Raw genomic sequence first — 26,421 nt, forward strand, 5'->3', positions numbered from 1 at the left:
ATCGCGGCCACAAGGTGGCCGGGCCCGGCGGGATCACAGCACAATGTGCTCCCGTGACTGAACCGCACCCGCTCCTGGCGTACTTCGCCCTCGCGTCCGAGGGCCGCTTCCCGCCCTGCGACGGCGGCGTGACGGTACTGCCACCACTGCCCGGCGGCCTGGAATGCTCCATCGCCTTCACCGGACACGCGGTCGTCGCCACCGCCCTGGCCGCCGCCGACGTCCAGGCCCACGCCCCCGATGGCTTCGGCGCCTCCCTGGCCCCCGACTTCCTTCGTCACCTCGCCGGCCCCACCGGATGGGTCGGCTGCACCGACGCGACCCTCACCGCGCGCGGCACCGGAGGCGCCCCGCGCCTGGCAGACCTGACACACGAGGTGACCGACCACCCACGTGTGCTCCACGCCCGTGAACTACGGGCGAATGTCGAGGTCCACGGCGACGAGCGCGGCCTCGTCACTCTCGCCGACGGCCTCGCCGGGCGGCGCGAGCTGAGCATCGAACTGCACGCACCCCACGGCGGCAGCCTGGGCCACGGCCGCGGCCTGCTCGCCGATGCCCTCTCCCTGGTCCACGAGGGCGAAGCGGTCTTCGCCGCGGTGTCCCCCGGCAACGCGCGCTCCCTCCGCGCCTTCCTGGCGTGCGGCTTCACCCCACTCGGAAGCGAAGTGATCCTCCGCCCGGACCGCCCCACCCGGCCCCGCGCTTCGCGAGGCGCTGACCGGTTGTCACCGACGGTTGCTGATCAGTAGGTTCGTGTCGGCGGTGCGAATCCGGACCTGAGACGTTCGATCCGAGGCAGGAGCGGTGACGGTGGCGGTGCGAACGGTTCCGTTGGTGGGTGGGCCGGTGGAATTCCGGGGTGCGCTGGACCTGGAGAGCACGCGGGCGGGGGTGATGCCGCGCCGGTTGCCCGCCTGGACCACGGAGCAGTATCAGGACCCGACGGTCTACGGGGTGACCCTGATGCCTTCGGGGGTGCGGCTGGTGTTCCGCACCGATGCCCGTGAGCTGGAGTTCGAGGTGCTCACCTCCACAGGGCAGCTCGACACCGACCCCGAGCCCCGCTCGACCGGGATGCTGGAGCTGATGGTGGACGGCGCCCCGGCCGGGCGTCGGCAGGCGCCGGTGGGCAACGTGCTGCGGATGGCGGGGCCCGGGGCCACGCAGCGGCTGATCCCTGGCGAGCCGGGGACCGTACGGTTCTCCGGGCTGCCGGCCGGCATGAAGAACGTCGAGCTGTGGCTGCCCCAGCAGACACCCACGGAACTGGTGGCACTGCGCGCCGACGGCGAGGTGCTGGCGCCGCTGCCGGACGGACGTCGCCGGTGGGTGCACTACGGCAGCTCCATCAGCCACTGCCTTGAGGCTGACGGTCCGACCGGCACCTGGCCGGTGGTGGCGGCCGCGTTGGGAGGAGTTGAGGTGATCAACCTCAGCCAGTCGGGCAACGCGCTGCTCGACCCGTACGTCGCCCGGACCATCCGCGACATGCCCGCCGACCTGATCAGCCTCAAGGCAGGCATCAACATCGTGAGCCTGACCGCCTTCCGCCTGCGGACGTTCGGCCCGGCGGTACACGGGTTCCTGGACACCATCCGGGACAGTCACCCGGACACCCCGCTCCTTCTGATGTCCCCGGTGAGCTGCCCCGCTCTCGAGGATTCGTCCGGCCCGACCACGACGGGGCCGGACGGGATGATCAGAGCGCTGGGCGACGCGGACGACGTGGCCACCGGAGCGTTGTCACTGACCGTGGTCCGTGCCGAGCTGGCCCGGATCGTGGCAGCCCGCAAGGCCCACGATCCCCACCTCCACTACCTCGACGGCCGCGAGCTGCTCGGCCCGGACGAGGTGACCGACCTGGCCGACGGCCTGCACCCCACAGCCGCCGCCTACCGCCGGATGGGCAAGCGTTTCGCCGCCCACGCCTTCGCGGACGACGGCCCCTTCGCCTGACTGCGGCGGCTCCGTCCCCGGCCCGACCCGACCTCACCCTTGTAGGAACGATTCCCTCCGGGCCACGATGCCCGCATGAAGGGTGATCTTTTCGCGAGTGAGTACATGGTGCAGCCCGCCGCCGCACCGGGCATGACCGTGCAGAACGCCAAGTCGATCCGCTACGTGATCGACGGCGAGATGCTGGCCCGGCAAGGGGCGATGGTCGCGTACCGGGGGGACCTGACGTTCGAGCGGAAGGGTCAGGGCGTCGGCGGCATGCTCAAACGGGCCGTCACCGGGGAGGGGCTTCCGGTGATGAAGGTGCGCGGGCGGGGTGAGGCCTGGTTCGCGCAGGAGGCGCAGAACGTGTTCGTCGTGGATCTCGAACCCGGCGACGTCTTCACCGTCAACGGCCGCAACATTCTGTGCTTCGACGCCAGCCTGTCGTACGAGATCAAGACCGTGAAGGGCGCCGGAATGAGCGGCGGCGGACTGTTCAACAGCGTGTTCACCGGGCAGGGGCGGCTCGGGCTGATCTGCGAGGGCAATCCGCTGGTCTTCCCCGTATCCCCGCAGCAGCCGATGTACGTGGACACGGACGCGGTCGTCGGGTGGAGCGCCAACCTGCGTACCTCACTGCACCGTTCGCAGTCGCTGGGCTCGATGATCCGCGGCGGGTCCGGGGAAGCCGTGCAGCTGATGCTGGAGGGCGAGGGGTTCGTGGTCGTACGGCCCAGCGAGGCGACCCCACAGAAGCCGCAACAGCACTGAGTCCCGTACGCAGCCATATGAGCAGCAACTGAGGAGCGCTCAGGGGCGCTTCGCGCAGACGGGCGGCCGGGCGGCCGCCCGGAATCGCTCAGACGGTCAGGACCCGGCGCCCGCGCGTGTGTCCGGCCTGGCTGTCGACGTGTGCCGCCGCGGCCTCGGCCAGCGTGTACGACTTCTCGACCGGGATGTGCAACCTCCCCCGCGAGATGAGGTCCACGGCCTCTGCGAGCGCATCCGGCACGCTCCCGGCCGTGCCGGAGAACCGGACCCCGAACTCGGGCGCACCGAGGTCGGCGATGGAGATCACCTTCCGCGGGTCGCCGGTCAGTTCGACGAGTTCGCGGATCACTCCCGAGCCGGCCAGGTCCAACGCCGCGTCGACCGGGCCGAACCGCCGCACCCGCTCGACCCAGCCCTCGCCGTACGTCGCGGCGTGGGCTCCCAGGCCGCGCAGGTAGTCCTGGTTGGCGGCCCCGGCCGTACCGATCACCTTGATGCCGCGCTCGCGGGCGATCTGCAGCACCGCCGACCCGACTCCCCCGGACGCGCCGCTGACGAGCAGCGTCTGTCCCGGCCGTGCACCGGCCTCGCGCAGGAGGCGCAGCGCGGTCTCCACCACGGAGGGGTATCCCGCGGCCTCTTCGAACGTCAGCCCCTCGGGCATGCGGGCCCAGGCCGTCAGCACGGCGAGCTCCGCGTAGGTGTCGACGCCTTCGCCGAACACGCGGTCCCCGGCCTCGACGCCTTCGCCGACCTCGTCCACCACCCCTGCGGCGTCGAGCCCGACTCCGGAGGGCAGTTGGATGGGATGCGCCCCCAGGACCTGCCCTTCGCGGATCCTCCAGTCGACGGGGTTCACACCGGCCGCGCGTACGGCGATGCGTATCTGGCCGGGGCCCGCGTGGGGCTCTTCGGCATCGGTCAGGTGCAGCACGTCCGGGCCGCCGAACTCGGCGAAGGTCACTTTCTTCATGTTCTTCACGTTCTTCATGCGGACGACCGTAGCACTAACGCTAACCGTTAGTGTTTCAGTACAGATAGTTTTTTGGTGTTGTTGTTCTTTTGCATTTGCTAGCGTTCGAGGATGACCGAGCCGCCGTCCGGACGTCGCGAGCGCAAGAAGGCCGCGACCCGCCAGAAGATCGCCGAGACCGCCCTGCGGCTCTTCCTGGACCGCGGGTACGACGCGGTGGGGATCCGCGACGTGGCCGCCGAGGCCGACGTGGCCGTGACCACGGTCTTCTCCCACTTCGCCTCGAAAGAGGCCCTGGTGTTCGAGCAGGACCAGGACTTCGAGCAGCGCCTCACGCGCGCGGTCGCCGACCGGGCGCCTGAGGAGCCGCTCATCCCCGCACTGCGCCGCGAGGTCGAGGCCCTGGTCCGACACTGCACCGCGGACAGTTCCGTCCCGATCTGGCAGATGATCGAGTCGTCGTCTGCCCTGCGGAAGTACGACGAGTCGATGCGGCTGCGCCACGCGGAGTCGCTGGCCGCCGCCATCGCCGCCGACCCCGGCCTGGCACACACCTCCACCGCCTGCCGGACGATCGCGAGGTTCGTGATCGACGCGTTCGCGCTGGCCCGCGAGGCGGCCGACCCGGACTCCGCACTCGACGAGATCTTCCGGATGGTCGAGGCCGCCTGGGAGGCTGCCCCGGAGACGACGCCCTAGAAGGCGGCGCGCGGCGCGTTCGCGTGTTCCTCCACAGCGATCCTCGCCAGCTTCGTCAGCATCATTCCGTTGCGGACCGCGACGAGGTAGTCGACCGGGAGTCCGTGCATCCGTGTGCCCGGGCCCCTGAGCGGGTGCCAGTCGAGGACGAAGAGGGTATGTCCGGCCCACGGGATGAGGTTCATCGCGATGCGGGCGGCCCCGAACGGGTCCGCCTTCGCCTCCAGTTCGAGGCGCTGTTCCGGCTCGCAGATCCGGACCGTGCTGGTGTCGTCGAGGGTCAGCGGGCCGATGCCGACCCGCACCTTCAGGGCGGAGCCCACGTCCGGCCAGGCAGGGTCGACGTCGAGCACCTGCCGGGTGCCCGTCACCCACTCCCCGTAGCGGTATCCGTCCGAGATCAGCGCCCAGACCTCGGACGGTGAGCTCAGGATCAGTCGACGGGTCCTGGCCATGGGTTACGTCACGCTCCTGTTCCCATGTCTCCAGCGGATACGGCCCCGACACGGCCACCGCATGTCTCGAATTTCAGGACAAAGCTAACAGCGAGTCCGCCGCCGCGCCCGAGCAGACGGGTCCCCGTGAGGCGGCGCCGACGGTCGCGTACGTACGGGTGCTCCACGAGAATGTGCCCGATGGCAGCGATGACAGGACCCACTCCCGACGCCGCCCCCGGCGTCCGGCTCTCCTCGGCGCGCGGGCGGTGGATCCTCACGTGTGTGGTGCTGGCGTCCGGCATGGCCATGCTCGACGGGACGGTCGTCAATGTCGCCCTCCCGACCATGGGGCGCGACCTCGGCGCCTCCCTGTCCGCCCTCCAATGGGTCGTCAACGCCTACATGTTGACGCTGTCCGCGCTGCTCCTGTGGGGCGGCGCGATGGGCGACCGGATCGGGCGTCGGCGGGCGCTCGTGCTGGGTGTGGCGTGGTTCGCGGTCGCCTCCGCGGCGTGCGGCCTCGCACCGAACGAGGGCACGCTCATCGCGGCGCGGGCGCTGCAAGGCGTCGGCGGGGCGCTGCTGACGCCCGGGTCGTTGGCGCTGGTGCGGTCGGTGTTCCATCCCGACGACCAGGCCCGGGCGGTGGGCGCCTGGTCGGGGCTGACCGGCGTGGCGGGCGCGCTCGGGCCGTTCCTCGGTGGGTGGCTGATCGACGGGCCCGGGTGGCGGTGGATCTTTCTCATCAATGTGCCGATCGCCGTCGTCGTGCTGGTCATCGCCGTGCGCCACGTCCCCGAGAGCCGGGACGCCACGGCCGCGGACGCCCCGTTCGACCAGGTGGGGGCCGTGCTCGCGGCGGTGTGTCTGGCGGGGGTGAGTTACGCGTTGATCGGGTCGTCGGGCGGCGCGTTCTCCGTGGTGACCGGCCTCGCCGCGCTCATCGGTGTCGTCGCAGGCGCCGCCTTCGTGGCCGTGGAGCGGCGGCGGGCCGCACCGATGCTGCCGCTGTCACTGTTCCGCTCGCGCCTGTTCAGTGCCGCGAACGGGATGACACTGTGCCTGTACGCGGGGATCGGCGGCATCCTGTTCATGCTGCCGGTCCAGCTTCAAGTCGCCCTGGGCTACGACGCGTTGGCGGCGGGAGTGGCGACACTGCCGGTGACCGCGCTGATGCTGCTGCTCTCCCCCAGGGCCGGTGATCTGGCGCGCCGGATGGGGCCGACGCCGCCACTGGTCGTGGGCCCCGTCGTCGCCGCGGCCGGGGTGCTGCTGATGCTGCGGATCGGCCCGGGGTCGCCGTACGCGGCCGATGTGCTGCCCGCGGTCGCCGTCCTCGGGCTCGGCATGAGCCTCTTCGTGGCCCCGCTGACGACGACGGTCCTCGCGTCGGTGGAACCGGAGCGTGCCGGTCTCGCCAGCGGCGTCAACAACACGGCGGCGCGGGTCGCGCAGCTGCTGGTCGTCGCCGCGCTGCCGCTGGCCGTCGGCCTGTCGGGCGATGCCTACACGCGGCCCGAGGCCGTGGACACGTCGTTCCATCGGGCCGCGGTCGGCTGCGCCGTACTGTTCGTGCTCGGCGCCGCCACGGCGGCCGCCTTCGTCCGGCCGCGAGCGGTGCGCCCGCGCCTGGCGGGCGCGCCTCGCCCGCAGTGCCGGTCCCATCTCGGCGTCTCCGCACCGGCGTTGGAACCGGGCGAGCCCGCGTCGAAGCCGCCCGCCGGTCCAGCGGAACGCCCGAAACGGTGACGTCGAGGGCGGAGGGCGTACCTCACCGGTCGCCGTCCTGCGGCGGATCCGGCCGCTCCGACAGCACGGGTTCCGCACGGAGTTCGGGTCCGCGCAGCCTCAGCAGTTCCTCGAACTCCCGCATACGGCCCGCCTGGTACGCGGCGATGCTCTCGGGCTCGTACGCGTAGAAGCCGGTGTGGTCCTGGAGGCCGCGGCGGCGGGTCGTCATGTTCTCCTCGACCACGGCAGGCGCGCGAAAGCGGTCGCCGAGCTGGGCGGTCAGGTAACGGGACGCGTAGTAGAGGATGTCTCCGCCGCCCCAGTCGATGAATTCGAGGGGGCCCAGTACGGAGAAGCGCGTTCCGAGGCCCGCGCGGACGGCCAGGTCGATGTCGGTGGCGGTCGCGACGCCCTCCTCGACCATGCGGGCGGCCTCGTTCATGACGAGGGCCTGGAGGCGGGGCACGATGTAGCCGGCCGCTGGACCGCAGACGACCGGTATCTTGCCGATGCCGCGGAGCAGTCCGGTCATCCGCTCCACCTGCGCGGGGTCGGTCCGGTCGCTGCGGCTGACCTCGACGAGGGGCATGAGGTCGGCGGGGTTCAGCCAGTGCGCGTTCAGGACGCGGCTCGGGTCGCGGACCAGGTCGGCGATCTCCGTGACGAGGAAGGTCGAGGTCGTCGACGCGATGAGTGTGTCGCTCGCCGCGTGCGCGTCGACCCAGGACAGGATGGACCGCTTGACCTCGATGACCTCGGGCACGGCCTCGAACACCACGCCCGCGTCGGCGAGTTGGGCCTGCGCGGACGCGCGGTCGCACACGACGAGCCGCGGCGCCCGACCGGACGCCGATGCGGCGGGCCGCAGGCGTTCCATGACCTGCTCCTCTGCCGCCTTCCGGTACCGCGCCCGGTCCTCGTCCGTCTCCTTGACGTCCGCGAGGGTGACATCCATGCCCGCGGTCAGGAAGGCGCGCGCGATGCCCTGCCCCATGCGCCCGGCGCCGACCACCACCACGTCTGTGCGTTGTCCTGTGTCCGTCATGCCGGCACCCCTTCGTGAAGCAGCTTGGTCAGTTCGGGACGGGAGAGCCGGGCCAGGCCGAGGGACTCCAGCGTGCGGCCCTCGGCGTACAGATCCCTGCCGGTGAGGGCGGACGCGAGGCTCAGCAGGCCCTGCGCGACCGGAGTGGGGACGCCGGCCCAGCGGCCCACCGACACCAGGAACGACAGGCCGAGGCGGGTGTCCTCCAGCATGTAGCGGTGGTCGAGCAGATCGATCTTCTCCCGCCAGTCGCCGCTGTCGGTGAGCCGTTCGTGGGCCGCGCGGCCGTACATCCACTCGTCGCCGTCCGCCGCGTAGTGGTCGGCGAGCGGGAAGTGCGGGGCCGCGTACCCGAGCGCTTCGCGGACCGCGATCCGTTCGGCGTCGAGGGCGTCGGTGACCCGGCGGACCGACGGCTGGGTCCCTTCGTTGTGGATGTCCCAGGACGAACTGTGCTCCAGCGGACCGGCGTTCATGAGGATGAGCGGCGGATGGATCACGGGCCCCGCGTTCATGAGCGCCCCGCTGAGGCTGTCCTCGACCGGCTCGACCGACGGATAGGCCTCCCGCAGCACGCGGAACGCGGCGTCGTGTGAGCGGGCCGGGAAGACGCCGGTGGGCAGCCGGGTCGCGTACCCGCTCACGACCACCTCGGCCGGTCCGTGCGTACGCGCCAGATAGGGCAGCGTCCCGGTCTCGGCGAACGCGACGTCCGCCGTATTGCCCGCCTCGGCCATCGCCTGCGCGAAGAGCACCGTGCCGAAGGTGCCCGGCGGCAGGAACACCACCTGTCCGTCCTGGAGCAGCGGTGCCACCCGGGCCGCCAGGTCCTCGTGCACGGTGGCCGGCAGCGGTACGACGACGAGTCGTGCGCCGCGTAGGGCCTGCGCGAGGTCCGCGACGGGGTGGATGGCCCCGGCGCGGGCGGTGTCGCTCACGGGTACGTTCCTGCTGCCGCGGTGGTCGCGGACAGTGAGGGCGCCGAGATCGCGCAGTGTGTCCAGGGCCGTGGTGTCCCGGCGCCACCAGCGCACGGTGTGCCCGTTCTCCGCGAGTTCGGCCGACGCGGCGTAGCATCCGTGCCCGCCGCCGAGGATGGTGATGTCCATGTGTGGTCCCGTTCCCTTCAGTTGAGCGTACGAAGCGGGTCCTGCTGGGTCCTGCTGGGTCCTGCTAAGAGGCGGTGTTCGGTTCCCCCGCGGCGAGCCGTTCCTCGCGTTCGAGGCTGCGGCGGAAGTGTGCGCAGCCTCGCCACAGCAGCACGATGCTGCCGACCGACGCGACGCCGTACACGAGCGACAGGGACGTGCCGATGCGCTGGCTCGATCCGAGCAGCTCGTCGGTGACCAGCGCGACCAGCGTCGTACCCAGGCCCACGGCGGACAGGTTCGAGATGAGCAGGAAGATCGCGGACACCTGGGCGCGCATCTGGTTGGGGCTGAGCACCTGCATCGCGGCGGTGGACGCGGGCATCGGGAACGAGGCGAAGAACATCGTGACCGCGAGCAACGCCAGCGACAGCCACAGGGGACGTACGTGCGGGAAGACGACGACCGGGACCAGCATGCCGATCGCGCCGATGACCCCGGCGCGCATCGCCCCGTCCGGGTGTCCGAGCTTGGTGAGCCGGTCGACCAGCCATCCGCCGAAGAGCACACCGGAGCCGTTGGCCAGCAGGACGACACCGCCCAGCACGTAGCCGACCTCGGTGGCACTCAGCCCGAACGCGCGCATGTAGAAGGCCGGTACCCATGCCATGAGGCCGAGCAGCACCATCGCGTAGCAGGAGAAGCCGGCGTAGTGGCAGAAGAACGTCCGTGCGTGGCTGCGCAGGAAGGTGAACACATCACGCATGGCCACCTTCCGTACGGCGCCCGCGGAGTCCCGTGCCAGTCCGCGCCGCACCGGGTCGCGGACGGTGAGGAGGAACACCAGCGCGACGAGCAGTCCGGGCAGCCCGATGATGAAGAAGGTCAACTGCCAGGCGTGCACGTCGCCCACGAGCGGGACGGCCACGCTGTCGACGTCCTTGAGCAGCCCGATGACGTACCCGCCGATGAAGAACGCGGCGCTGCCCCCGATGAACGAGCCCAGCGAGTAGATCCCGGCCGCCCTGCCCAGCCTGCTCTTCGGGAACATGTCGCTGAACATCGAGTACGCGGACGGGGTCAGCGCCGCCTCACCGACGCCCACCCCGACCCTGGCGAGGAACATGTGGGCGAACCCCTTGCTCAGCCCGGAGAGCGCGGTGGCCAGACTCCACAGTGCGATGCCGATGGAGATGATCACAGGGCGCGAACGGCGGTCTGCGAGCGCCGCGATGGGCAGACCCATCACCGCGTACAGGACGGAGAAGGCGAGCCCGCTCAGCAGACTGAACTGGGTGTCCGTCAGGCTGAGATCGCGCTTGATGGGCTCGATCATCAGCGACAGGGCCTGGCGGTCCACGAAGGACAGGACGTAGGCAGCCGTGCAGATGCCGACGATGTAGCTCTTGTACCGCTCGGACATACGAGGTTCGGGGTCGAGGTCGATTTCGGACAGCTGCGACTGCTCGGTCATGGGACTGCGCCTCATCGGGTCTGGGTGGGGTGGTGCCCGGTGCGAGATGGAGCTGGCCAAACGAGTTCAGAGGCTATCCAGGCCCAACTCCCCCAGCCATACCGGGAATCCCGGTGCGCAGTCGGGGATTTCCCGCATTACCTGGGCCGCCTGCCGTCGCTGGGGGGCGGGCTCGGGTGCCGGTGGTTTCAAGACAGGACCTAGAGTGGGGGCGGTCTTGAAACAGCAAGGAAATGAGGATCAAGTGGTCGACATGGCAGCCGCGGCGCGGAAGGTCTTCGACCGGTACGACGTCGACGGGGACGGGCAGTTGACTGCCGAAGAGTACCGGCAGGTCGTCGAGGAGCTCGGCGACACGGGCGTCACCGCGGAAGCCGCGCAGGACCTCATCGACACCATCGACAGCGACGGTGACCGGAAGGTCTCGTTCGAGGAGTTCCGGGCCTCCATGGGGCTCTGAACACCACGCCACCGCCTGTGCCCCCTGATCAGCGGATCCGGGGGCACAGGTGTGTACCCCCTGATTGGCTAGGCTCGGCCGTCATGGAGACCTCAGGAGTTGTTCGCCGCCCGACTGCGGAGCGCCTGCGCGACGCACTGCAGCGGCTCGCCACCGAACGGGACGTATGGGTGTCGACGGCCCACCCCGATCACGGGCCGCACCAGGTGCCGCTGTGGTTCCTGTGGGACGGGCACGCGGCGTGGATGTGCACCGGCGCCACGTCCGCGACCGTGCGAAACGTCCGCGAGGAGCCGCGCGTGCACCTGTCGCTGCCGGACACCTTCGACGTGCTGCTCGTCCAGGGCGAGGCGGAGTGCTTCCCGGACCAGGAGGTGCCCGAGAGCGCGGCGGCGGCGTTCGCCGAGAAGTTCGGGTGGGACCCACGCTCGGAAGAGGGTTCCTTCGTGTACGTACGCGTGGTGCCTCGGACGGTACGCGCCTGGCGCGGCGAGCCGGAGCTGCACGGGCGAGTCATCATGCGTGAGGGGGAGTGGCTGGGCGGGGGCGCCACCAGTGGTCACGGCGCGGGTGCAACGCCCGGCCGAGCCTGCGGCCGATGACGAGGAAGCCGACGAAGGCGCCTGCCGCGTTGAGGATCACGTCATCGATGTCGAAGGCCCGGCCGGTGACCAGCAGCCCCTGAGCGATCTCGACGGTCAGCATCACGAACGCCGTCATGAGCACCACCCGGACGAAGCCCCTGGTACGCGGGAAGAGCACCGGCAGCAGGACCCCGAACGGCACTCCGAGGAGGACGTTCCCGCCGACCTGCTTGATCGTGTCGCGCCAGTCGGGCTGGTCGAAGTACAGGCCGATCGAACTGCCGGGGTGCAGGTTGGTGTGCGTCAGCGATTCCGACACGGGTGAAGGGACGAGGGTGGCCTTCGCCAGCGCGACGGCGAACGCCACCATGCAGACGAAACCAACCGCCATGACGAGGGCGCGGACCAGCCGCCGGCCCCACGAGTACCGCCGCGTGCGGGATTCAAGTTCCATGTACCGGCGTTTACCACGGAGTTGGCGCCGCACACGCCCTGCGGCCGGACCGGCGGCCACGATTCCCGCGGGGACCTTGACACGCTCACGACCACTTGTATGGTCTAGTCCAAGCAACAGCCTTTCTGCACAAGGGAGTTCACCCGCACCATGCGTCGGGTGGCCCCCTCCTGCCCCCTTCGCGCCTCTTGGCCCCACCCTCGAGAGGCCGGCCCGAGCGTGCGCCCCCACTTCACGCACGCACCGGGAAGACCTGAAGTGAAGGAGTACGCATGAACGCCAGAAGGAAGACCGCCGCGCTCATCGGCGCGGCCCTGGCCCCGGTCATCGCCGTCAGCCTTCCCGCCGGTTCGGCGAGCGCCCACGGCTACATCTCCACCCCGCCCAGCCGGCAGGCTCAGTGCGCGGCGGGCACCGTGTCCTGCGGTGACATCACCCATGAACCGCAGAGCGTCGAGGGCCCCAAGGGGCTGACGAGTTGCAGCGGCGGCAACAGCCGGTTCGCCGAGCTCGACGACGACTCCAAGGGCTGGACCGCCACCCCGGTCTCCCGCAACACCACCTTCGAGTGGAAGCTGACAGCGCAGCACGCCACCAGCACCTGGCAGTACTTCGTCGGCGGCCAGGAGATCGCCGAGTTCAACGACAACGGCGCGAAGCCGGGCGCGACGGTCACCCACCAGGTGGACCTCGGTTCCCTGACGGGTCATCAAAAGGTCCTGGCTGTCTGGAACATCGCCGACACGACGAACGCCTTCTACGCCTGCATCGACGTGAACGTCGGCGGCTGAGCGAGCACCTCGGTACGGCGGCGCCGCGGGTCTTCCCCCACGGCGGGCCCCGGCCCGTCACAGCCCGCGGCGCCGCACCCCCACCCCCCACCACTCCCCCTCGATCGGAGTGCTTCGCCATGCGTCTGCGCACACTCAGCCTGCTGACCGCGACCGTATCCGTCGCCGCCCTCGGGACGCTGTCCCTGGCCGGCCCCGCGTCCGCTGAGAAACCCGACACGCAAGCCGAATTCGTCGTCAGCCAGGGCCAGTTCGACCAGATGTTTCCGGGCCGCAACTCCTTCTACACGTACGAAGGCCTGACCGCCGCGCTCAGCGCCTACCCGGGGTTCACCGGGACGGGCAGCGACACCGTACGCAAGCAGGAGGCCGCGGCCTTCCTCGCCAACGTGAGCCACGAGACCGGCGGCCTGGTCCACGTCGTCGAGCAGAACACCGCCAACTACCCGCACTACTGCGACAGTTCACAGCCGTACGGCTGCCCGGCGGGCACCGACAAGTACTACGGACGCGGCCCGATCCAGCTCAGCTGGAACTTCAACTACAAGTCCGCGGGCGACGCACTCGGCATCGATCTGCTCCACAACCCCGATCTCGTCCAGAACGACGCGGCCGTCGCCTGGAAGACCGGCCTGTGGTACTGGAACACGCAGAGCGGTCCCGGCACCATGACCCCGCACAACGCCATGGTCAACGGCGCAGGTTTCGGCGAGACCATCCGCAGCATCAACGGCACGCTGGAATGCAACGGGGCGAATCCCGGCCAGGTGCAGAGCCGTATCGACAACTACAAGAAGTTCAGCCAGGTCCTCGGCGTCGACCCGGGCGCGAATCTGAGCTGCTGAGCTGCTGAGCCCCCTCACCTCACCGCCCGTCCTGGTCAGTGCCGCGGAGACAGTGCTGCGGATGGTGTGCCGCAGCACTTCTCGGGAAGTCGTCCTCGAAGTGCGCCGAGTGATCAATATGCACAGACTCGGCCCTGACGAGCAGAGATGAGGACGACGGCGAGAGGCGGCATCGGCACGTGGCCCACACACCTTCTGACGGCCCGAGCAGCAGAGGCCGCAAGCGCATGCCGGAGACGGTCGCGGACATGCCCCGGCACGTGCGAGAGGAACTGGCTCGTCGGCTGCGGCGCACCAAGGGTGCCTATCGCAAGCAGGACGTCCAGGTCGTCGAGAAACCCCTGCTCAAGCGGGCTGTCAGCGCCTCCGCGCTCGGCAACTGCATGGAGTGGTTCGACTTCGGTGTCTACAGCTATCTCGCCGCCACCATCGGCAAGGTCTTCTTTCCCGGCGCCTCCCCGGGCGCTCAGCTGATCTCGTCCTTCGCAACATTTGCTGCCGCGTTCGTGGTGCGACCGCTGGGCGGCCTGGTGTTCGGCCCGCTCGGTGACCGCATCGGGCGGCAGAAGGTGCTCGCCACCACCATGATCATGATGGCGGCCGGAACGTTCTCGATCGGCCTCATCCCGAGCTACGAGACGATCGGAATCGCCGCACCCATTCTTCTGCTGCTCGCCCGAATGGTGCAGGGCTTCTCGACCGGTGGTGAGTACGGCGGTGCCACCACCTTCGTCGCCGAGTATTCGCCGGACCGCAGGCGTGGCTTCCTCTCCAGCTGGCTCGACTTCGGCACCTTCGTCGGCTACGCCCTCGGTTCCGCGCTGGTCACCGTGTTGAACGTGGCTCTCACGGACGACCAGATGCTGTCCTGGGGCTGGCGCCTGCCGTTCCTGATCGCGGGACCGCTGGGTGTCATCGGCCTGTACATGCGGCTGAAGCTGGAGGAGTCCCCCGCGTTCCAGCAACAGCTCGACGAACACGAGAAGGGCCTCGCCCAGGACTCGGTCGGCAGTGAGTTCAAGACCATCGTCCGCGAGCACTGGCGCCCCCTGCTGGTGTGCATGGGCCTGGTCCTGCTCTACAACGTCACGAACTACATGGTCACCGGCTACCTACCGACCTATCAGACGGAGACACTCGACCGGTCCAGCACCTCGGCGGACATCCTGGTGCTCATCGGCATGGGGTGGATCGTCCTTCTCATCACCTTCCTCGGCCGCCTCAGCGACCACGTCGGCAGGCGTCCCCTGTACGCGGTCGGGGCCGTCGCCATGATCTTCCTCGCCGTCCCTGCCTTCCTCCTCCTCAAGGCGGCGGGCACCTGGCCACCCATCTTCGGAGTGCTGATCCTGTCCACGCTCCTCGCGTGTTTCGCCGCACCGAGCGCCGCCACGCTGCCCGCGCTGTTCCCGACCGCGGTGCGGTACGGGGCGATGGGCATCGGCTTCAACTTCGCCGTGGCGGCGTTCGGCGGCACCACCCCGCTGGTGACGGAGGCCCTGGTGAACGCGACAGGCAACAAGCTGATGCCCGCCTACTACTTGATGGCGGCCGGAGTCATCGGCCTGGTGACCGTCAAGTTCCTGCCGGAGAGCGCCCAACTGCCCCTCAACGGCTCACAGCCGATGGTCGGCTCGAAGGAGGAACAGAAGGAACTCATCGACACGTCCCAGGACCTGTACCGATACGCCAAGGAAGAGTCCTCGGCGCGCTGACCGGCCTCGGTCGGCCCGTGCCCCCCGATCAGGCCGGGTTGGCCTTCTCCAGTTCGCGTTTGAGGTTGTGCAGCGTCTTTTCGATGTTCCCGGTCTGGAAGTCGGCGAACGTCCGGCCCGAGGTGACGATCCGGTCGAAGAGATTCGCGGCGAGATCCGGCCAGGCACGCCGGTCGTCGGTCCAGGTCTCGGTCACGCGTGTGCCGTGGTCGGACGGCTCGAACCGGTACTCCCATGTGGCGATCGGCCCGCGCAGACGGGGTCGGCGGGCACCGATCGCATGGACACGGAACGCGAAGCGGCTGCCCGGATCCGCCGCGGTGACGGTACACCGGGTGACCCAGCGGAACCGGCCCCGCTTGTTGCGCCCAACGAACGTGGCACCCAACACCGCCGGTCCGGTCGGAACGGCACCCGCCGTGCCCCGGTTCTCCGGGCTCCAACGACCCATGTCCTCAGGACGGCTCACGGCCTGATAGGCGACTTCGGGCGCCACCCCGATGTCGATGCTCCTGCTTACCGTGGCTACGCGGTTCACTCCGTGGGCCCTCTCGTTCGAAACACATGACTACTGATGAGTAAGGATCGTGGACCGACAGTCTCGGCCCTCTCGCACGGGTCGGACAACCGGCTCCGCCGGATCGGTCCGCTCCACGAGGAGCCGTGAGAAGGCACGGGTTCAGGAGGCCGGGTCGAGGCGGGCTCTTGCCCTTGCCGAAGTCGTGCTTGCCGTTGGCGTTGGGGTCGATGCCGTGCTGGACCACGTGCAGGTCCTTGATGTGCTCCGCGACCTTCGGCGACACGGTGATCGTGCGCTCGTAGGCGAGGCGACCGTTCTTGTCCGCGACCGGCATGCGGTCGACGGCCAGACCGCTCTTCTTGGACGTGTCGCCCTTGGTGGTCAGCGAAATGTTGATGTCACCGTAGGCCGGCAGTCCCTCGGCGGTGGTGACGATGCCGTCCTTGTTCTTGTCCGCGGACGCGTCCGGGCAGTGGAAGTCATGACCGTCGGTGGAACCGTGGACGTATTGTGCGTGCGGCTGACCGGGCACGAGTCCGGACGCGTCGATCTTCACGGTGAGCCGGGTTCCGTCGACCATGAGCATCGCTGTGCCCTTGGCTCCCGAGCTGTTCAGCGGGTCCGGGTCGATCTGGTAGGTGTCGCCTGAGCCTTCTGCCTCGCAGTAGGGCGGATTGGTCGACCTCGCCGCCCTCCAGATCGTGCAATGACAGGAGCCCGGCGGCGCTGCCACCACGGAAAGCGCCGGTCCGCCTGCTACTCCTGCTGCTGCACGCCGCCTTCCTTCTCCCCCGATGGCGTGAACGACCAATCCAAGAGTGGTTCAAGGACGGATTCCCCGACATGGACGACGAATCAACCCCCAAGCCGCTGCGCGGCATCAAACGGCTGTCCCTGGGAGCACTGAGCGGTCTGCTCGCCGGGTACGCGGCGATCGCGGTCGCCGAACTGCTCTCCGCGGCGGTACGGCCCGAATCGGGCCCGATCATCGCCGTCGGTGGGGCGGCGATCGACCGGACGCCACCCGCGCTCAAGGACTGGGCGATCCGGCAGTTCGGCACGCAGGACAAGCTGGTGCTGCAACTGGGCATTCTGGCGGTGCTGACCGTGCTCGCACTCGTGCTGGGGGCGCTCGCCACGCGATGGCGGCTGATCGGTTCACTGGGCGTCCTCGCGTTCGGCGTCGTCGGTGCTCTGGCCGCCACCGGCAGGACCGACTCCACCAGCGTCACGGACGCGCTGCCCTCTGTCGTCGGCGCCATCGTCGGTGCATGCCTGCTCTACTACTTGGTCGGCCGCCTCGGAACGACGCCGGCCGCCGCCGGCCAGGAGCCCCTCGCTCCGGGCTCGACCTCCACGGACGACGACACCGGTGGGGCGGGGTGGGACCGGCGCGGGTTCATCCTGGCCGCCACGGCCGCTGCCGCGGCGTCCACCGGTGCCGGGATCGCGGGCCGGGTACTGAACGGTTCGCAAGGGCAGAACGCGGTCGCCTCCCGCAAAGCCGTGGTGATCCCCGCACCGACGTCGAAGGCGGCTCCTGTCCCGCGCGGAGCCGCTCTGCGGATCAAGGACATCAGCCCGTTCATGACGCCCAACGGCGACTTCTACCGCGTCGACACCGCCCTGGTGGTGCCGAAAGTCGACGCCACGAACTGGAAGCTCCGGATCCACGGCAAGGGCGTCGAGCGAGAACTCACGCTGTCTTTCGACGACTTGCTGAAAATGCCACTCATCGAACGCGACATCACTCTCACCTGTGTCTCCAATGAGGTCGGCGGCCCCTACGTGGGCAATGCCCGCTGGATCGGCGTACGCCTCGCCGATGTGCTCGAGCGGTGCGGAGTGAAGCCGCCGTCCAAGGGCGGGCCCGCCGATCAGCTGGTGGCCCGGTCTGTCGAAGGCATGACCATCGGCACTCCGGTCGAGGACGTCATGGACGGCCGCGACGCGCTGCTCGCGCTGGGCATGAACGGCCGGCCGCTGCCCTTCGAACACGGATTCCCCGTGCGCATGGTGGTACCCGGCCTCTACGGCTACGTATCGGCCTGCAAGTGGATCCAGGACATCGAACTGGCCACCTTCGACACCTACGACTCCTACTGGGTCAAGCGGGACTGGGCGCAGAAGGCGCCCATCAAGACCGAATCCCGCATCGACACACCCAAGCCGTTCGGCCGTCCGAAGGCCGGCACGGTGATGGTCGCCGGAGTCGCCTGGGCGCAGCATCGAGGCATCGACAAGGTCGAAGTACGCGTCGATGACGGGCCGTGGGAAGAGGCCCGGCTGGCAACCGAGGACACCAAGGACACCTGGCGGCAATGGTCCTACCCCTGGACTGCGGACAAGGGCAGCCACACCCTCACCGTGCGGGCCACCGACCGCACCGGCGAGACGCAGACCGTGAAACGCACCCCGACCATCCCCGACGGAGCCTCCGGATGGCACTCCGTAGTGGTCACTGTGGAGTGATGGGGGCAGCGACGAGGTCCTCTGCCTGGAACACGGAACAGCGGTTGTGGCTAACTGGTCACTTCGATCTGCTCAACCGCAGTACAGCGGTGTTCGGAAGGCAGCACATGACACAAGCCGAACGGGTCGGGCACGGTCCAGCCCGTGAACCCGACCTGGAGGAGCAGCTCGCTCTCGTCGCGCAGGGGGACCGCGAGGCGTTCGCCGTGGTCTATGACGCGGTGGTCGCACCGGTGTTCGGCGTCGTGTGCAGGCTGCTGCGCGATCATGCACAGTCCGAAGAAGTGGCCCAGGAAGTCCTCGTCGAGGTCTGGCGTACCGCGGCTCGCTATCGGGCGGATCGGGGCACGGTCAGGAACTGGGTGCTCACCTTGGCGCACCGGCGCACCGTGGACCGGATCCGCTCGGTGGAGGCGGCTGCCGCACGCGACCACCGGGTCGCGCTGCTCGACCGCGTGCCGGAGTTCGACGAGGTGAGTGAGCAGGTGGAGGGGCAGTTGGAGCGGGAACAGTTGCGCCGCTGCCTGCGTTCTCTGAGTGAGATCCAGCGTCAGTCGGTGACGTTGGCGTATTACGGGGGCCTCACGTACAAAGAGGTCGCCGAGACGCTGTCCACGCCGTTGGGCACGATCAAGACGCGGCTTCGTGACGGGCTCATCCGGCTTCGCGACTGCTTGGGGGTGACCGCATGACCGCCCAGGCCGACCTGCACACGCTCACGGGCGCCTATGCCGTCGACGCGCTGGAGGACGACGAGCGCGCCGCTTTCGAGCGGCATCTGACCGAGTGCCCGTCGTGCGCCCAGGAGGTGCGGGAACTGACCGCCACCGCCGGGCGGTTGGCGCTCGCCAGCACCATGCCGGCCCCGCCTCACCTCAAGGCGCGGGTGATGGAGGAGATCTCCGGCGTACGACAGGAACGCCCGCAGTCCACGGCAGCGGCCGTGCCGAGCCGTGCGCGTGGCGGCCCTGCCATGCGCTGGGCACTCGCCGCCTGCGTTGCCGTGGCTGCCGCGCTCGGCGGCACGACGCTGTGGCAGCACCAGCAGGCCGAGGACGCCCGTCAACAGGCCCAGGCCGCGCGGCAGCAGGCCGACCGGGTCTCCGAGGTGCTCGCCGCCCCGGACGCCGAGGTGACGTCAGCGGCCGTCAAGGGCGGGGCGCGCGGCTCCGTGGTCGTCTCGCGCGACAGCGACAAGGCCGTCTTCATCGCCTCCGGTGTCGCGAGGCCGCCCAAGGGCAAGGTGTATCAATTGTGGTTCGCCGACGGTGACCAGATGCGCCCGGCCGGCTTGATGAGCCCCGACCGGACGAGCCAGAGCGTCCTGATGGCGGGCGCGGTCGGCAAGGCGTCGGGGGTGGGAGTCACCCTCGAGCCGGACGGAGGGTCGAAGCAACCCACCACCCAGCCGGTGGCCCTCCTGCAGCTGCCTGCCTGATCAGTCCGCGGTGCTCGCCCGTGGCGCGTTCAAGGGGTGCACCTTCGGTGCACCCCTTGAATCCCCTTTTCCCTCTGCTCTCCCTTCGACTCCGCGCTGTGCGGTGGTGCGGTCAGCCCTTCGGCATGAGGACGCTGTCGATGATGTGGACGGTCGCGTTCGAGGTCTGCACATTGCCGCAGACGATCTTCGCGCTGTCGTTGACCTTGTACTTCTCGCCCGAACCGGACGTGGTGAGCTTGCTGCCCTCGAGCGTCTTGAAGCTGCCGTCGGCCAGCTTGTCCTGCGGGACCTTCTCGCCCACCACGTGGTAGGTGAGGATCTTGGTGAGCTGGGCCTTGTCGTTGAGGACCTTGTCCAGATCCGCCTTCGGGATCTTCGCGAAGGCCTTGTTCGTCGGCGCGAACACGGTGACGTTCTTCGCGTTGTTCAGCGTGTCCACGAGGTCGGCCTTCTTCACGGCTTTGACCAGCGTCGACAGGTCCGGGTTGTGGGAGGCGGCCGTGGCGACCGGGTCCTTGGCCATCCCGTCGAAGGAGCCCGCCCCGCCCTTGGGAACCGAGGAGCAGCCCGATCCGAACGGGTCGGTCATGTCGTCGGCCGACGCGGACGGGGCCAGCGCCGCGAGCGAGAACGGCAGTGCGAGTGCCGCCGCCCCCATCAGAATCCGGGCGCTTACGCGATATGCGGTCATGATCAACACTCCCTTGCGGTGGGCGAGTGGGCCCACCGGACCCCGGAGCGGACCGGGGCCGGTGAGAGCGCGGGCCACCGGGGGTCGGCGCGTCATTCGCGCTCTCACACTAGGAATTCGTCACCACGCATGGAATGGATTGCCCCGATTTGAGCAATTCGCCATGCTTGGTAATCCGGGTGGGCTGTCGGTACCGGATGGCCGACGCAGGGCGCACTCGACGGTGCGGCGCGAGCGACCGCCCCGACAGGTGCTGCCGCCGCCGGCGCGCACGCCGCTTCCGACCGTGACCCACACAGGGGGCGCGCCACCTCCGGCGCTCCCGACATCCGGGCTGACGACAGCGTCTCGAGGCCGTTCTCTCAACTCGGCATCATTCACTCGGAGAAGAGACCAATCCGCACCGGCGACCGCACCGGATTCCCCGCGATGGAGGCAGATGGCCTTCACCGTTCCGACTGTTGAGGAAATTTCATGCAGACTCGCCTCCGTCGTGCCGCAGTTGTCGCCGCTGCCGCCGCCATGCTGCCGCTGGCCCTGACCGCCTGCTCGGACAGCGGCTCCAAGGAGAAGTCCTCCGACAGCGCCTCCTCGGCGTCGAAGGGCTCGGACAAGGCCAGCCCCTCCGACGACATGAACACGATGAGCGAACCGTTCGGGCCGGGCTGTTCCTCCGTGCCCAAGGACGGCGCCGGTTCCTTCGACGGCATGGCCAAGGACCCCGTCGCCACCGCCGCGAGCAACAACCCGGCTCTGTCCACCCTTGTCACAGCGGTGAAGAAGGCCGGCCTCGTCGACACGCTGAACAACGCCAAGGACATCACGGTGTTCGCACCCACCAACGACGCCTTCGCGAAGATCCCGAAGGCCGACCTGAACAAGGTGCTGGCCGACAAGGCGCAGCTCACGAAGATCCTCACGAACCACGTGGTGGGTCAGAAGCTGGCGCCGCAGGACCTGGAGAAGGGCTCGTTCGACACGCTGGCGAAGACGACGTTGACGACGGCGGGCTCTGGCGAGAAGTACAAGGTCAATGACAGCGCCAACGTGGTCTGCGGCAACGTCAAGACCGCCAACGCCAACGTCTACATCATCGACTCCGTCCTCATGCCCAAGAGCTGACTCGAAGGCACGGACAGGCCCGGACAGGCCCGGGGCGGGCCGGGAAGGCTTTGCCACCTTCTCGGCCCGCCCCGGGCCTGCGGACTGACGTCAGTGCGCGCAAGCCCCGAACTCCGCGTGCCGCGCCCGGGCCTCGTACAGATCACGAGCGCCGACGTCCGGGCGGGCGAAGGTGCTGCGCCGGGCCTCCTCACGGGCCTGCTCCATGAGCCGCCCGAATTCTTCCTTCGTCATTGCACTCGCCTCACCAGGTCTGTATGTCTGTCACTGGTAATACGTCGCCGAACGCGCACCGGACGGGTACGGACTCAACCGCCCGGCCCGTCGAACTCGGCCCCGTCAGGTGTTCATCAGGTGGGCGGGTTGCCGCGTTCGCGGGAGGGAAGGTCTGCGTACGGCGTTCCCGTGTGGTCTGCGGGTCGTCGGATTCGGCGATCTCGTTGGAGGGCCGGGCGAACGTCAGGTCCGTGCCGACGGGGCGCGAGTCGAGGGCGAGGTAGCCCCCTGCGCAGGGCAGGGGCGTACGTGGCGCACGGAGGCACAGGAAGTGACCTTCAAGGTCACCGGCGAGCACTCGCGAGCCGCGTCGAGTTTCGAGGTTGTCGTGCCGCCCGGATTCGACGTGGGCGCCCATGTCCACACCCGCAGCGAGGAACTCTTCTACGTTCTCGACGGTGAGCTGGACGTACTCGCCTTCGAGCCGCGCATGCGTACCCGCGACGACTGGCGGAACTGGGAATCGGCGAACGGCGACCGCAGCGTCCGGGCCGGCCCCGGAACAGTCATCGTCGTCCCACCGGGCTGCCCGCACGCCTTCGCCAACCGCACGGACAGCCCCGCCAAGATGTTCTTCCTGGCCTCCCCTCCGCCCGACCACGAGCGGTATTTCGAGGAGCTCCTGGACATCTTCGAATCCGGCGGCCCCCGGACCACTGGGCCATCGCCGAACTCCGCGCCCGCTACGACATCGACCAGCTCACTCCCTTGCGACACCACGCGACTGGACGTTGACCCGGGGTCGGTCATCGGCCGACCGCGCCCGCTCCATCAAGCTCGACGAACGGTTTGGACTGAAATGCGCGCCGGCGACCTGCCGGTCGGCCACTTCGCCTGCCCGCTGACCCAACGTGTTGCGGACGCCGGATCCGGCGTCCGCGAGCAACCAAGAGGACCCGCCTCCGCACCGATCAACTCGCCCGATCCAACGCTCGGTTCGTGGCAAGCCCGGCGCGCGCGTGGACAGAGAACAGCCAGTCAGGCCCGGGCGGTTCCCCCAACCCTGTTGCCCTACGATCGCCACCCCGACCTCGCCGCAGCCCGGCCGATGAGGGCGGATCCGAAGTTCGGGTCCGCCATCGGGTCCGCGCCGGGCTTGCTGCGGCGGAGGCCGCCTTGTGCGAACTCGCCGCCCAGGCTCAGGGCGGGGCCGGGGCCCTGCGCCGGGTGCCCGCTGTCCGTCACGCTCACTCGGTGATGCCGCAAGCTGCTGACGATGCTCTTCTTCTGCGGGTTGCAGGTGACTTTCCACAGGTAGACCCTGTCCTGCCCGCCTTCGCCCAGCACCTGCCACCAGCGCGGGTCTGTCAGGTCGGGTACGACGTCCAGACGCGACTGGGTGACCTCGATGCGGTAGGGGGCTCTGGTGGCCGCAAGTTCCGCGCGTGCGTGCCAGATCAGCGCGTCGCCCGCGGTACTGCCCGCCTGGGACGGCACCACGGCGGGTACGGGAAGACAGTCCGCGATCTCACACAGGAACTGCAGCACGGCTTCGATCTTGTCGGGGGACTGCTCTCCCTTCTCCCACGCCATCACCTCGTTGCCGATGAACCGCAGCCCGAAGTCCTTACTGCGGGGGTCGGCAAGCAGGAATGCGGCGAGCGGCCCCTGCAGGGCGGCGACAGCCGCGCCTTCCTGCAACCCGCGGACCGTGAACTGCTCGTCGAACTCGGGGTGTCCGATGCGTAGGTCGTCAGGGCCGCCGAAGGCACGCGAGGCGCGGCTTGTACGGCGTACGGAGAAGTCGCCGACAGAGTAGGGAAGTTGAGTGGCCCACGCGGCGACGACGATCGGTTTGCCGCTGTCGTCGTCGCCCGCTCCGGGGAACGACAAACGGGGCACGGAAGCCTCGAAGGAGCAGGCGGGACGTCCAAGGTAGGTGCCGTGGCAGTAGTCGGAGGCAAGTCGTTCCGGGGTCCCGCCGGGCAGGAACGGCTCGTCACGCATCAACCTGGCGACGTCCCCGTTCCGTGGGCGCTCGATGAGCTGCCAGCCGAGCCGCTTCGTGAACTGCTGGTACTTGCCCAGATACTGGCGCCTCTTCCTGCGCCTCCAGAGCGAGGAGACGACGCCGAGCAGTACGACGATGACCGCCGTGACGATGAACTCCTGCACGCCTTCGGACATTGCGTCAGCCCTCCCCTTGCCCGGCACCGCTCCGCCCGGCAGGGCCGACGGTACGTAGAAAGTCCTGGAAGTCGTCCAGCACACTCGGCAGCTGGTCGAAACGCGCGGTGAGCGCGATCTCGATCTCCGCCAGCCGACGCGGCTGCTTCGGGTCCTCAAGGAGCAGAATCAGCTGACTCTGGGCGAGCTTCTCCGGCTGGCCGTTGACGTTGGCATCGATCCGGAGGTTCTGCACGACCCCCGGTGCCTCGAACAGGCTCGGCTTGAAGTGAGTCCCCACATCGGTGCGCTTGACGAGGGTGACCGGGCCGACCGTCTCCTGTAGCCGCTGCACCGACTCGTCGGCGACTCGGTGCAGACTTGCGCCGTCCTCACGGACCGTGCCGGTCACGGTGATGTTCGGCGTGAATCCCGAGCCGCGCGACGCGACATGCAGCGCCACAAAGGCGGCCTGCGGCGCACCGACTTCGTCGGGCGGCGCCGCCTGCCAGCCCTCGGGGACCTCGCAGGTCAGCGGCACCGGAAGCGTTCCCGGCATGGTGGATCAACTCCTACGGATATACGGGTACGTTGAGCGAGCGCCCTTGTCGCGGCGAGTGGCGGGGCGCGCCGACCTGATGCCGGTGCACTAGAACCACGATTCGACCGTATCGGTCACGCCCCCACCCCAGTCCTTGACCGCATCCACTCCATCGCCCACGGCGTCCACGACCTTGACCGGGTCGACCTCGACCTGCCCGCCCAGCTTTCCGCCCAAGCCGAGCCCGGCACCCACGTCCGCGCCGATCACCACCTTGCCGTCCTCCATCCCGGCGTCGACATGCGCCGAGACGCCGGCTCCGGCCCAGCCCTCAGCCGTGCCGCCGACTCCGACACCGGCCACCGCGGCGTGCCCCTCCGCCGACGCCTTCGCCCCGGCAAAGGCTTCGCCTCCGAGGTGGGCACCGTCCGTGCCGACACTTGCCTTGGCGCTCGCATCGCCACCGACGAATACCTGCGCCTTGCCTGACGCCTCGAGGAGCCCAGCTTCGTACTTTCCCTCTGCTGTGGCTTGGCCGAGGTAGGCCTTCCCGGAAACCTGTGCTTGGAGCCTGCCGTCTTCCATGCCGGCCCCTGCGCTGCCCTCCGCCCCGAGGGCGGAAATACTCACCCGGCCGGCGACATCACCACCGAGTACCGCCCCGCGTCCCTCGGCTGCCGCTTCCCATGCCTTGGCCTCGCCAGAGGCGGACACGCCCTCGACTCTGACGCCGTAGGCGCCCTTCTCCCGCCGATCTTCGGTGTCCACCCGGTCGTCGTTGGCGCCCCAACCTTTGTACTTCCGGACCTCCCTCTCCTGCTCCTGGTTCTCGCCCTGGGGGTACTTCAGGAGATTCTCGTACTCGAGCCTGCGGACCTGCGCGCCCAAGGCCCACGGCGAGGTATTGGCATCCTGCGCCGCCCAATACAGCCAAGCGGGGGCGCCGGGGTCGGCGCCTCCCTGGGCCTTGAACCGTTTGGCGGCGGTCTTTCCGGCCTCGTCCAGCTGTTCCCGCGCGGACTGCAGCGTGACGACGGCGCCGAGCTGGTCGCCGACCTTGTGTTGGACGATGGCGTCTACGGCCTTCGCCTGTGCCCACGCGACGGTGCCGGCGTACGCACGCAGCGCCTCCGCCGTCGCGTTCAAGGAGTCCGCGCCTCGGAACCACTTGCCCGCCTCCGGGGCGAAGCCCTCCCAGAAGCCTTCGCTCGCCGCTCCGCTCCAGCCGTCGACGCGTACGGCCTTCAGATCGTCGCCGACCCCCTCCAACACCGTCGACCACGTGGTCAGATGGTCGGCTTGCTCGTGGAGCCCCGGCGCGTCGCCTGGGATGAGCTCCTTAGGATCCTGGGTCTCTCCCAGTTGCGCTGCCACCGCCGCTGCTCTCCCTCAACTCACTGATCGCCGGTACGTTGCGCAACAAGTTCGGCCGTGCGCCCCTCGTTCCGCTCATAACGATCGGCCACGTCCTTCAGGCCGTCCGCAGAGCCCTCGGCCCCGTCCTTGAGTGCCTTCGTGAGGGCCTGGTGCCAGGTCGCCAGGAGTTCCCCGTACACATCGGAGGCGTCGCCATGGCCGAACTCAGGTGTGTCATCGGCGAGTTTGTCCAAGTGGACCTTATCCACGACTGCTACGGCGTCCTTGATCGACTTCGCCGACGCACGCAGCACCTCAGGCTCGACGGAGTAGCCCGTCATACAAGTCCCCCGACTCCTACTCATTCCGGATGCACGACCGCGCCGGATCTAAGAATCAACAGGCGGGACTATCGCATGCACGCCACAAGCCGGCCGCACGCAGGGAGGAGCCTTCGCCGGTTCCGTGGCCCCCCATCCCCGTGCGGCGGCACATCCGCCCAAGGGGGTTTTCGCCATCCGTCCATGTGCCCAGATTGGCTCGAACGGGGTTATGGATCAGACGAGTTGACGAGTTGACCACTGTCGACGCATGGAGGAGACGGGCCTTTTGGTAGCACGCGGATATCGAGTGCAGCAAGAATCAAGGGGCCGTCGTGTCGACGTGGTGAGTGGGTGCGGTCGCCACGAGGTGGCTGGTGACACCTGGGACAGGCACCGCACTCCTACGAGATGCCGATGCGGTCGCCGCAGCACCGACCCGCGTCGTGACCGCCGTGGGCGAGGAGTCCGCAGGGGGGGTGCTCCTATCTGTTCGGTCAAGGTCTGTGTGCTTGGTCAGGCGGCCTGCTCGTACTTCGGCTGGTAGGGAGTGCGGTGTTTGAGCATG

The 26,421-nt window shown here is 69.1% G+C and carries 28 protein-coding genes and 1 pseudogene; 15 read left to right on the top strand and 14 right to left on the bottom strand.

Translation table 11 applies throughout. The annotated features are described in order from the left end of the window. Positions 1 to 53 precede the first annotated feature (53 nt). From ACFYWS_RS38045 to ACFYWS_RS38055, 3 genes are all read left to right on the top strand, one after another. Positions 54 to 752 carry a hypothetical protein gene (locus tag ACFYWS_RS38045; protein WP_389284129.1) on the top strand — a complete coding sequence of 233 codons (699 nt, stop codon included), beginning with the start codon at positions 54 to 56 and terminating at the stop codon, positions 750 to 752. A gap of 67 nt (positions 753 to 819) precedes the next feature. Next, positions 820 to 1,959 carry a GDSL-type esterase/lipase family protein gene (locus tag ACFYWS_RS38050; protein WP_389284183.1) on the top strand — a complete coding sequence of 380 codons (1,140 nt, stop codon included), beginning with the start codon at positions 820 to 822 and terminating at the stop codon, positions 1,957 to 1,959. Positions 1,960 to 2,034: 75 nt separating this feature from the next. Further along, positions 2,035 to 2,712 (top strand): AIM24 family protein, encoded by a 678-nt coding sequence (locus tag ACFYWS_RS38055; protein ID WP_389284130.1) that lies wholly within the window; start codon positions 2,035 to 2,037, stop codon positions 2,710 to 2,712. Positions 2,713 to 2,800: 88 nt separating this feature from the next. Here the strand turns inward: ACFYWS_RS38055 and ACFYWS_RS38060 are convergent, their stop codons facing one another. After that, the gene (locus ACFYWS_RS38060) at positions 2,801 to 3,685 is read right to left on the bottom strand and encodes an NADP-dependent oxidoreductase (protein ID WP_389284185.1); all 885 of its coding nucleotides are present in this window, start codon (positions 3,683 to 3,685) and stop codon (positions 2,801 to 2,803) included. A 111-nt stretch (positions 3,686 to 3,796) separates the two neighbouring features. Between ACFYWS_RS38060 and ACFYWS_RS38065 the strand changes: the two genes are divergently transcribed. Beyond that, on the top strand, positions 3,797 to 4,384 hold the full coding sequence (locus ACFYWS_RS38065; protein WP_389284132.1) for a TetR/AcrR family transcriptional regulator: 588 nt from the start codon (positions 3,797 to 3,799) through the stop codon (positions 4,382 to 4,384). Here the strand turns inward: ACFYWS_RS38065 and ACFYWS_RS38070 are convergent. After that, positions 4,381 to 4,839 (bottom strand): SRPBCC family protein, encoded by a 459-nt coding sequence (locus tag ACFYWS_RS38070; protein WP_389284134.1) that lies wholly within the window; start codon positions 4,837 to 4,839, stop codon positions 4,381 to 4,383. The two genes, ACFYWS_RS38065 and ACFYWS_RS38070, sit on opposite strands and share 4 nt — an antisense overlap. Positions 4,840 to 5,019: 180 nt before the next feature. On the opposite strand from ACFYWS_RS38070, the gene ACFYWS_RS38075 reads away from it, so the two are divergent. Next, positions 5,020 to 6,570 (top strand): MFS transporter, encoded by a 1,551-nt coding sequence (locus ACFYWS_RS38075; protein WP_389284136.1) that lies wholly within the window; start codon positions 5,020 to 5,022, stop codon positions 6,568 to 6,570. A gap of 22 nt (positions 6,571 to 6,592) precedes the next feature. Here ACFYWS_RS38075 and ACFYWS_RS38080 read toward each other — a convergent pair whose 3' ends face one another. The 3 genes from ACFYWS_RS38080 to ACFYWS_RS38090 all read right to left on the bottom strand — a co-directional run bounded on the left by ACFYWS_RS38080 (position 6,593) and on the right by ACFYWS_RS38090 (position 10,159). Continuing rightward, complete coding sequence (locus tag ACFYWS_RS38080; protein WP_389284138.1) at positions 6,593 to 7,597, bottom strand: 3-hydroxyacyl-CoA dehydrogenase NAD-binding domain-containing protein; 1,005 nt, start codon at positions 7,595 to 7,597, stop codon at positions 6,593 to 6,595. Further along, on the bottom strand, positions 7,594 to 8,706 hold the full coding sequence (locus ACFYWS_RS38085) for an NAD/NADP octopine/nopaline dehydrogenase family protein (RefSeq protein WP_389284140.1): 1,113 nt from the start codon (positions 8,704 to 8,706) through the stop codon (positions 7,594 to 7,596). Before ACFYWS_RS38085 ends, ACFYWS_RS38080 begins: the two co-directional genes overlap by 4 nt. Positions 8,707 to 8,770: 64 nt before the next feature. Further along, a complete protein-coding gene (locus tag ACFYWS_RS38090; protein ID WP_389284142.1) occupies positions 8,771 to 10,159 on the bottom strand; it encodes a spinster family MFS transporter in 1,389 nt (462 codons plus the stop codon). A 253-nt stretch (positions 10,160 to 10,412) separates the two neighbouring features. On the opposite strand from ACFYWS_RS38090, the gene ACFYWS_RS38095 reads away from it, so the two are divergent. Together ACFYWS_RS38095 and ACFYWS_RS38100 are read left to right on the top strand one after the other, a co-directional pair. Then, positions 10,413 to 10,619 (top strand): EF-hand domain-containing protein, encoded by a 207-nt coding sequence (locus tag ACFYWS_RS38095; protein ID WP_389284187.1) that lies wholly within the window; start codon positions 10,413 to 10,415, stop codon positions 10,617 to 10,619. 83 nt (positions 10,620 to 10,702) lie between these two features. Further along, positions 10,703 to 11,221, top strand: a complete 519-nt coding sequence (locus tag ACFYWS_RS38100; RefSeq protein ID WP_389284143.1) for a pyridoxamine 5'-phosphate oxidase family protein — start codon at positions 10,703 to 10,705, stop codon at positions 11,219 to 11,221. Here the strand turns inward: ACFYWS_RS38100 and ACFYWS_RS38105 are convergent. After that, positions 11,136 to 11,657, bottom strand: a complete 522-nt coding sequence (locus ACFYWS_RS38105; RefSeq protein WP_389284144.1) for a VanZ family protein — start codon at positions 11,655 to 11,657, stop codon at positions 11,136 to 11,138. The two genes, ACFYWS_RS38100 and ACFYWS_RS38105, sit on opposite strands and share 86 nt — an antisense overlap. A gap of 272 nt (positions 11,658 to 11,929) precedes the next feature. Here ACFYWS_RS38105 and ACFYWS_RS38110 point away from each other — a divergent pair, with 272 nt between their 5' ends. The 3 genes from ACFYWS_RS38110 to proP all read left to right on the top strand — a co-directional run bounded on the left by ACFYWS_RS38110 (position 11,930) and on the right by proP (position 15,008). Then, complete coding sequence (locus tag ACFYWS_RS38110; protein WP_389284146.1) at positions 11,930 to 12,448, top strand: lytic polysaccharide monooxygenase auxiliary activity family 9 protein; 519 nt, start codon at positions 11,930 to 11,932, stop codon at positions 12,446 to 12,448. A 119-nt stretch (positions 12,449 to 12,567) separates the two neighbouring features. Continuing rightward, positions 12,568 to 13,293, top strand: coding sequence for a chitinase (locus ACFYWS_RS38115; protein ID WP_389284148.1), 726 nt, complete (start codon positions 12,568 to 12,570; stop codon positions 13,291 to 13,293). A 248-nt stretch (positions 13,294 to 13,541) separates the two neighbouring features. Further along, a complete protein-coding gene (gene proP / locus ACFYWS_RS38120; protein WP_389284150.1) occupies positions 13,542 to 15,008 on the top strand; it encodes a glycine betaine/L-proline transporter ProP in 1,467 nt (488 codons plus the stop codon). A gap of 28 nt (positions 15,009 to 15,036) precedes the next feature. On the opposite strand, the gene ACFYWS_RS38125 is transcribed toward proP, so the two are convergent. Beyond that, on the bottom strand, positions 15,037 to 15,546 hold the full coding sequence (locus ACFYWS_RS38125; RefSeq protein ID WP_389284152.1) for an SRPBCC family protein: 510 nt from the start codon (positions 15,544 to 15,546) through the stop codon (positions 15,037 to 15,039). Then, complete coding sequence (locus ACFYWS_RS38130) at positions 15,464 to 16,228, bottom strand: hypothetical protein (RefSeq protein WP_389284188.1); 765 nt, start codon at positions 16,226 to 16,228, stop codon at positions 15,464 to 15,466. Before ACFYWS_RS38130 ends, ACFYWS_RS38125 begins: the two co-directional genes overlap by 83 nt. 143 nt (positions 16,229 to 16,371) lie before the next feature. Here ACFYWS_RS38130 and ACFYWS_RS38135 point away from each other — a divergent pair, with 143 nt between their 5' ends. The 3 genes from ACFYWS_RS38135 to ACFYWS_RS38145 all read left to right on the top strand — a co-directional run bounded on the left by ACFYWS_RS38135 (position 16,372) and on the right by ACFYWS_RS38145 (position 19,438). Beyond that, positions 16,372 to 18,000 (top strand): sulfite oxidase, encoded by a 1,629-nt coding sequence (locus ACFYWS_RS38135; RefSeq protein WP_389284154.1) that lies wholly within the window; start codon positions 16,372 to 16,374, stop codon positions 17,998 to 18,000. Between the two features lie 107 nt (positions 18,001 to 18,107). Further along, on the top strand, positions 18,108 to 18,692 hold the full coding sequence (sigK, locus tag ACFYWS_RS38140) for an ECF RNA polymerase sigma factor SigK (RefSeq protein WP_389284190.1): 585 nt from the start codon (positions 18,108 to 18,110) through the stop codon (positions 18,690 to 18,692). Beyond that, entirely contained in the window at positions 18,689 to 19,438 is a 750-nt protein-coding gene (locus tag ACFYWS_RS38145) for an anti-sigma factor domain-containing protein (protein ID WP_389284156.1), read from the top strand. Before sigK ends, ACFYWS_RS38145 begins: the two co-directional genes overlap by 4 nt. 112 nt (positions 19,439 to 19,550) lie before the next feature. Here the strand turns inward: ACFYWS_RS38145 and ACFYWS_RS38150 are convergent, their stop codons facing one another. Beyond that, the gene (locus ACFYWS_RS38150) at positions 19,551 to 20,132 is read right to left on the bottom strand and encodes a fasciclin domain-containing protein (RefSeq protein WP_389284158.1); all 582 of its coding nucleotides are present in this window, start codon (positions 20,130 to 20,132) and stop codon (positions 19,551 to 19,553) included. A 474-nt stretch (positions 20,133 to 20,606) separates the two neighbouring features. Here ACFYWS_RS38150 and ACFYWS_RS38155 point away from each other — a divergent pair, with 474 nt between their 5' ends. Continuing rightward, complete coding sequence (locus ACFYWS_RS38155; RefSeq protein ID WP_389284160.1) at positions 20,607 to 21,254, top strand: fasciclin domain-containing protein; 648 nt, start codon at positions 20,607 to 20,609, stop codon at positions 21,252 to 21,254. A 90-nt stretch (positions 21,255 to 21,344) separates the two neighbouring features. On the opposite strand, the gene ACFYWS_RS38160 is transcribed toward ACFYWS_RS38155, so the two are convergent. Beyond that, on the bottom strand, positions 21,345 to 21,488 hold the full coding sequence (locus ACFYWS_RS38160) for a hypothetical protein (protein WP_389284162.1): 144 nt from the start codon (positions 21,486 to 21,488) through the stop codon (positions 21,345 to 21,347). Between the two features lie 313 nt (positions 21,489 to 21,801). Here ACFYWS_RS38160 and ACFYWS_RS38165 point away from each other — a divergent pair. Next, a pseudogene (locus tag ACFYWS_RS38165) lies at positions 21,802 to 22,265 on the top strand (cupin domain-containing protein). A 276-nt stretch (positions 22,266 to 22,541) separates the two neighbouring features. Here ACFYWS_RS38165 and ACFYWS_RS38170 read toward each other — a convergent pair. The 4 genes from ACFYWS_RS38170 to ACFYWS_RS38185 form a co-directional block, all read right to left on the bottom strand. Continuing rightward, positions 22,542 to 23,657: a hypothetical protein gene (locus ACFYWS_RS38170; protein ID WP_389284164.1), complete on the bottom strand. Its 1,116-nt coding sequence runs from the start codon at positions 23,655 to 23,657 to the stop codon at positions 22,542 to 22,544. A 4-nt stretch (positions 23,658 to 23,661) separates the two neighbouring features. Beyond that, complete coding sequence (locus tag ACFYWS_RS38175) at positions 23,662 to 24,195, bottom strand: hypothetical protein (protein WP_389284166.1); 534 nt, start codon at positions 24,193 to 24,195, stop codon at positions 23,662 to 23,664. A gap of 90 nt (positions 24,196 to 24,285) precedes the next feature. Further along, positions 24,286 to 25,551 (bottom strand): putative T7SS-secreted protein, encoded by a 1,266-nt coding sequence (locus ACFYWS_RS38180; protein WP_389284168.1) that lies wholly within the window; start codon positions 25,549 to 25,551, stop codon positions 24,286 to 24,288. A gap of 20 nt (positions 25,552 to 25,571) precedes the next feature. After that, positions 25,572 to 25,874: a WXG100 family type VII secretion target gene (locus ACFYWS_RS38185; RefSeq protein ID WP_389284170.1), complete on the bottom strand. Its 303-nt coding sequence runs from the start codon at positions 25,872 to 25,874 to the stop codon at positions 25,572 to 25,574. Between the last annotated feature and the right edge of the window lie 547 nt (positions 25,875 to 26,421).

Source organism: Streptomyces sp. NPDC002795 (assembly GCF_042888725.1).
GTDB lineage: Bacteria > Actinomycetota > Actinomycetes > Streptomycetales > Streptomycetaceae > Streptomyces.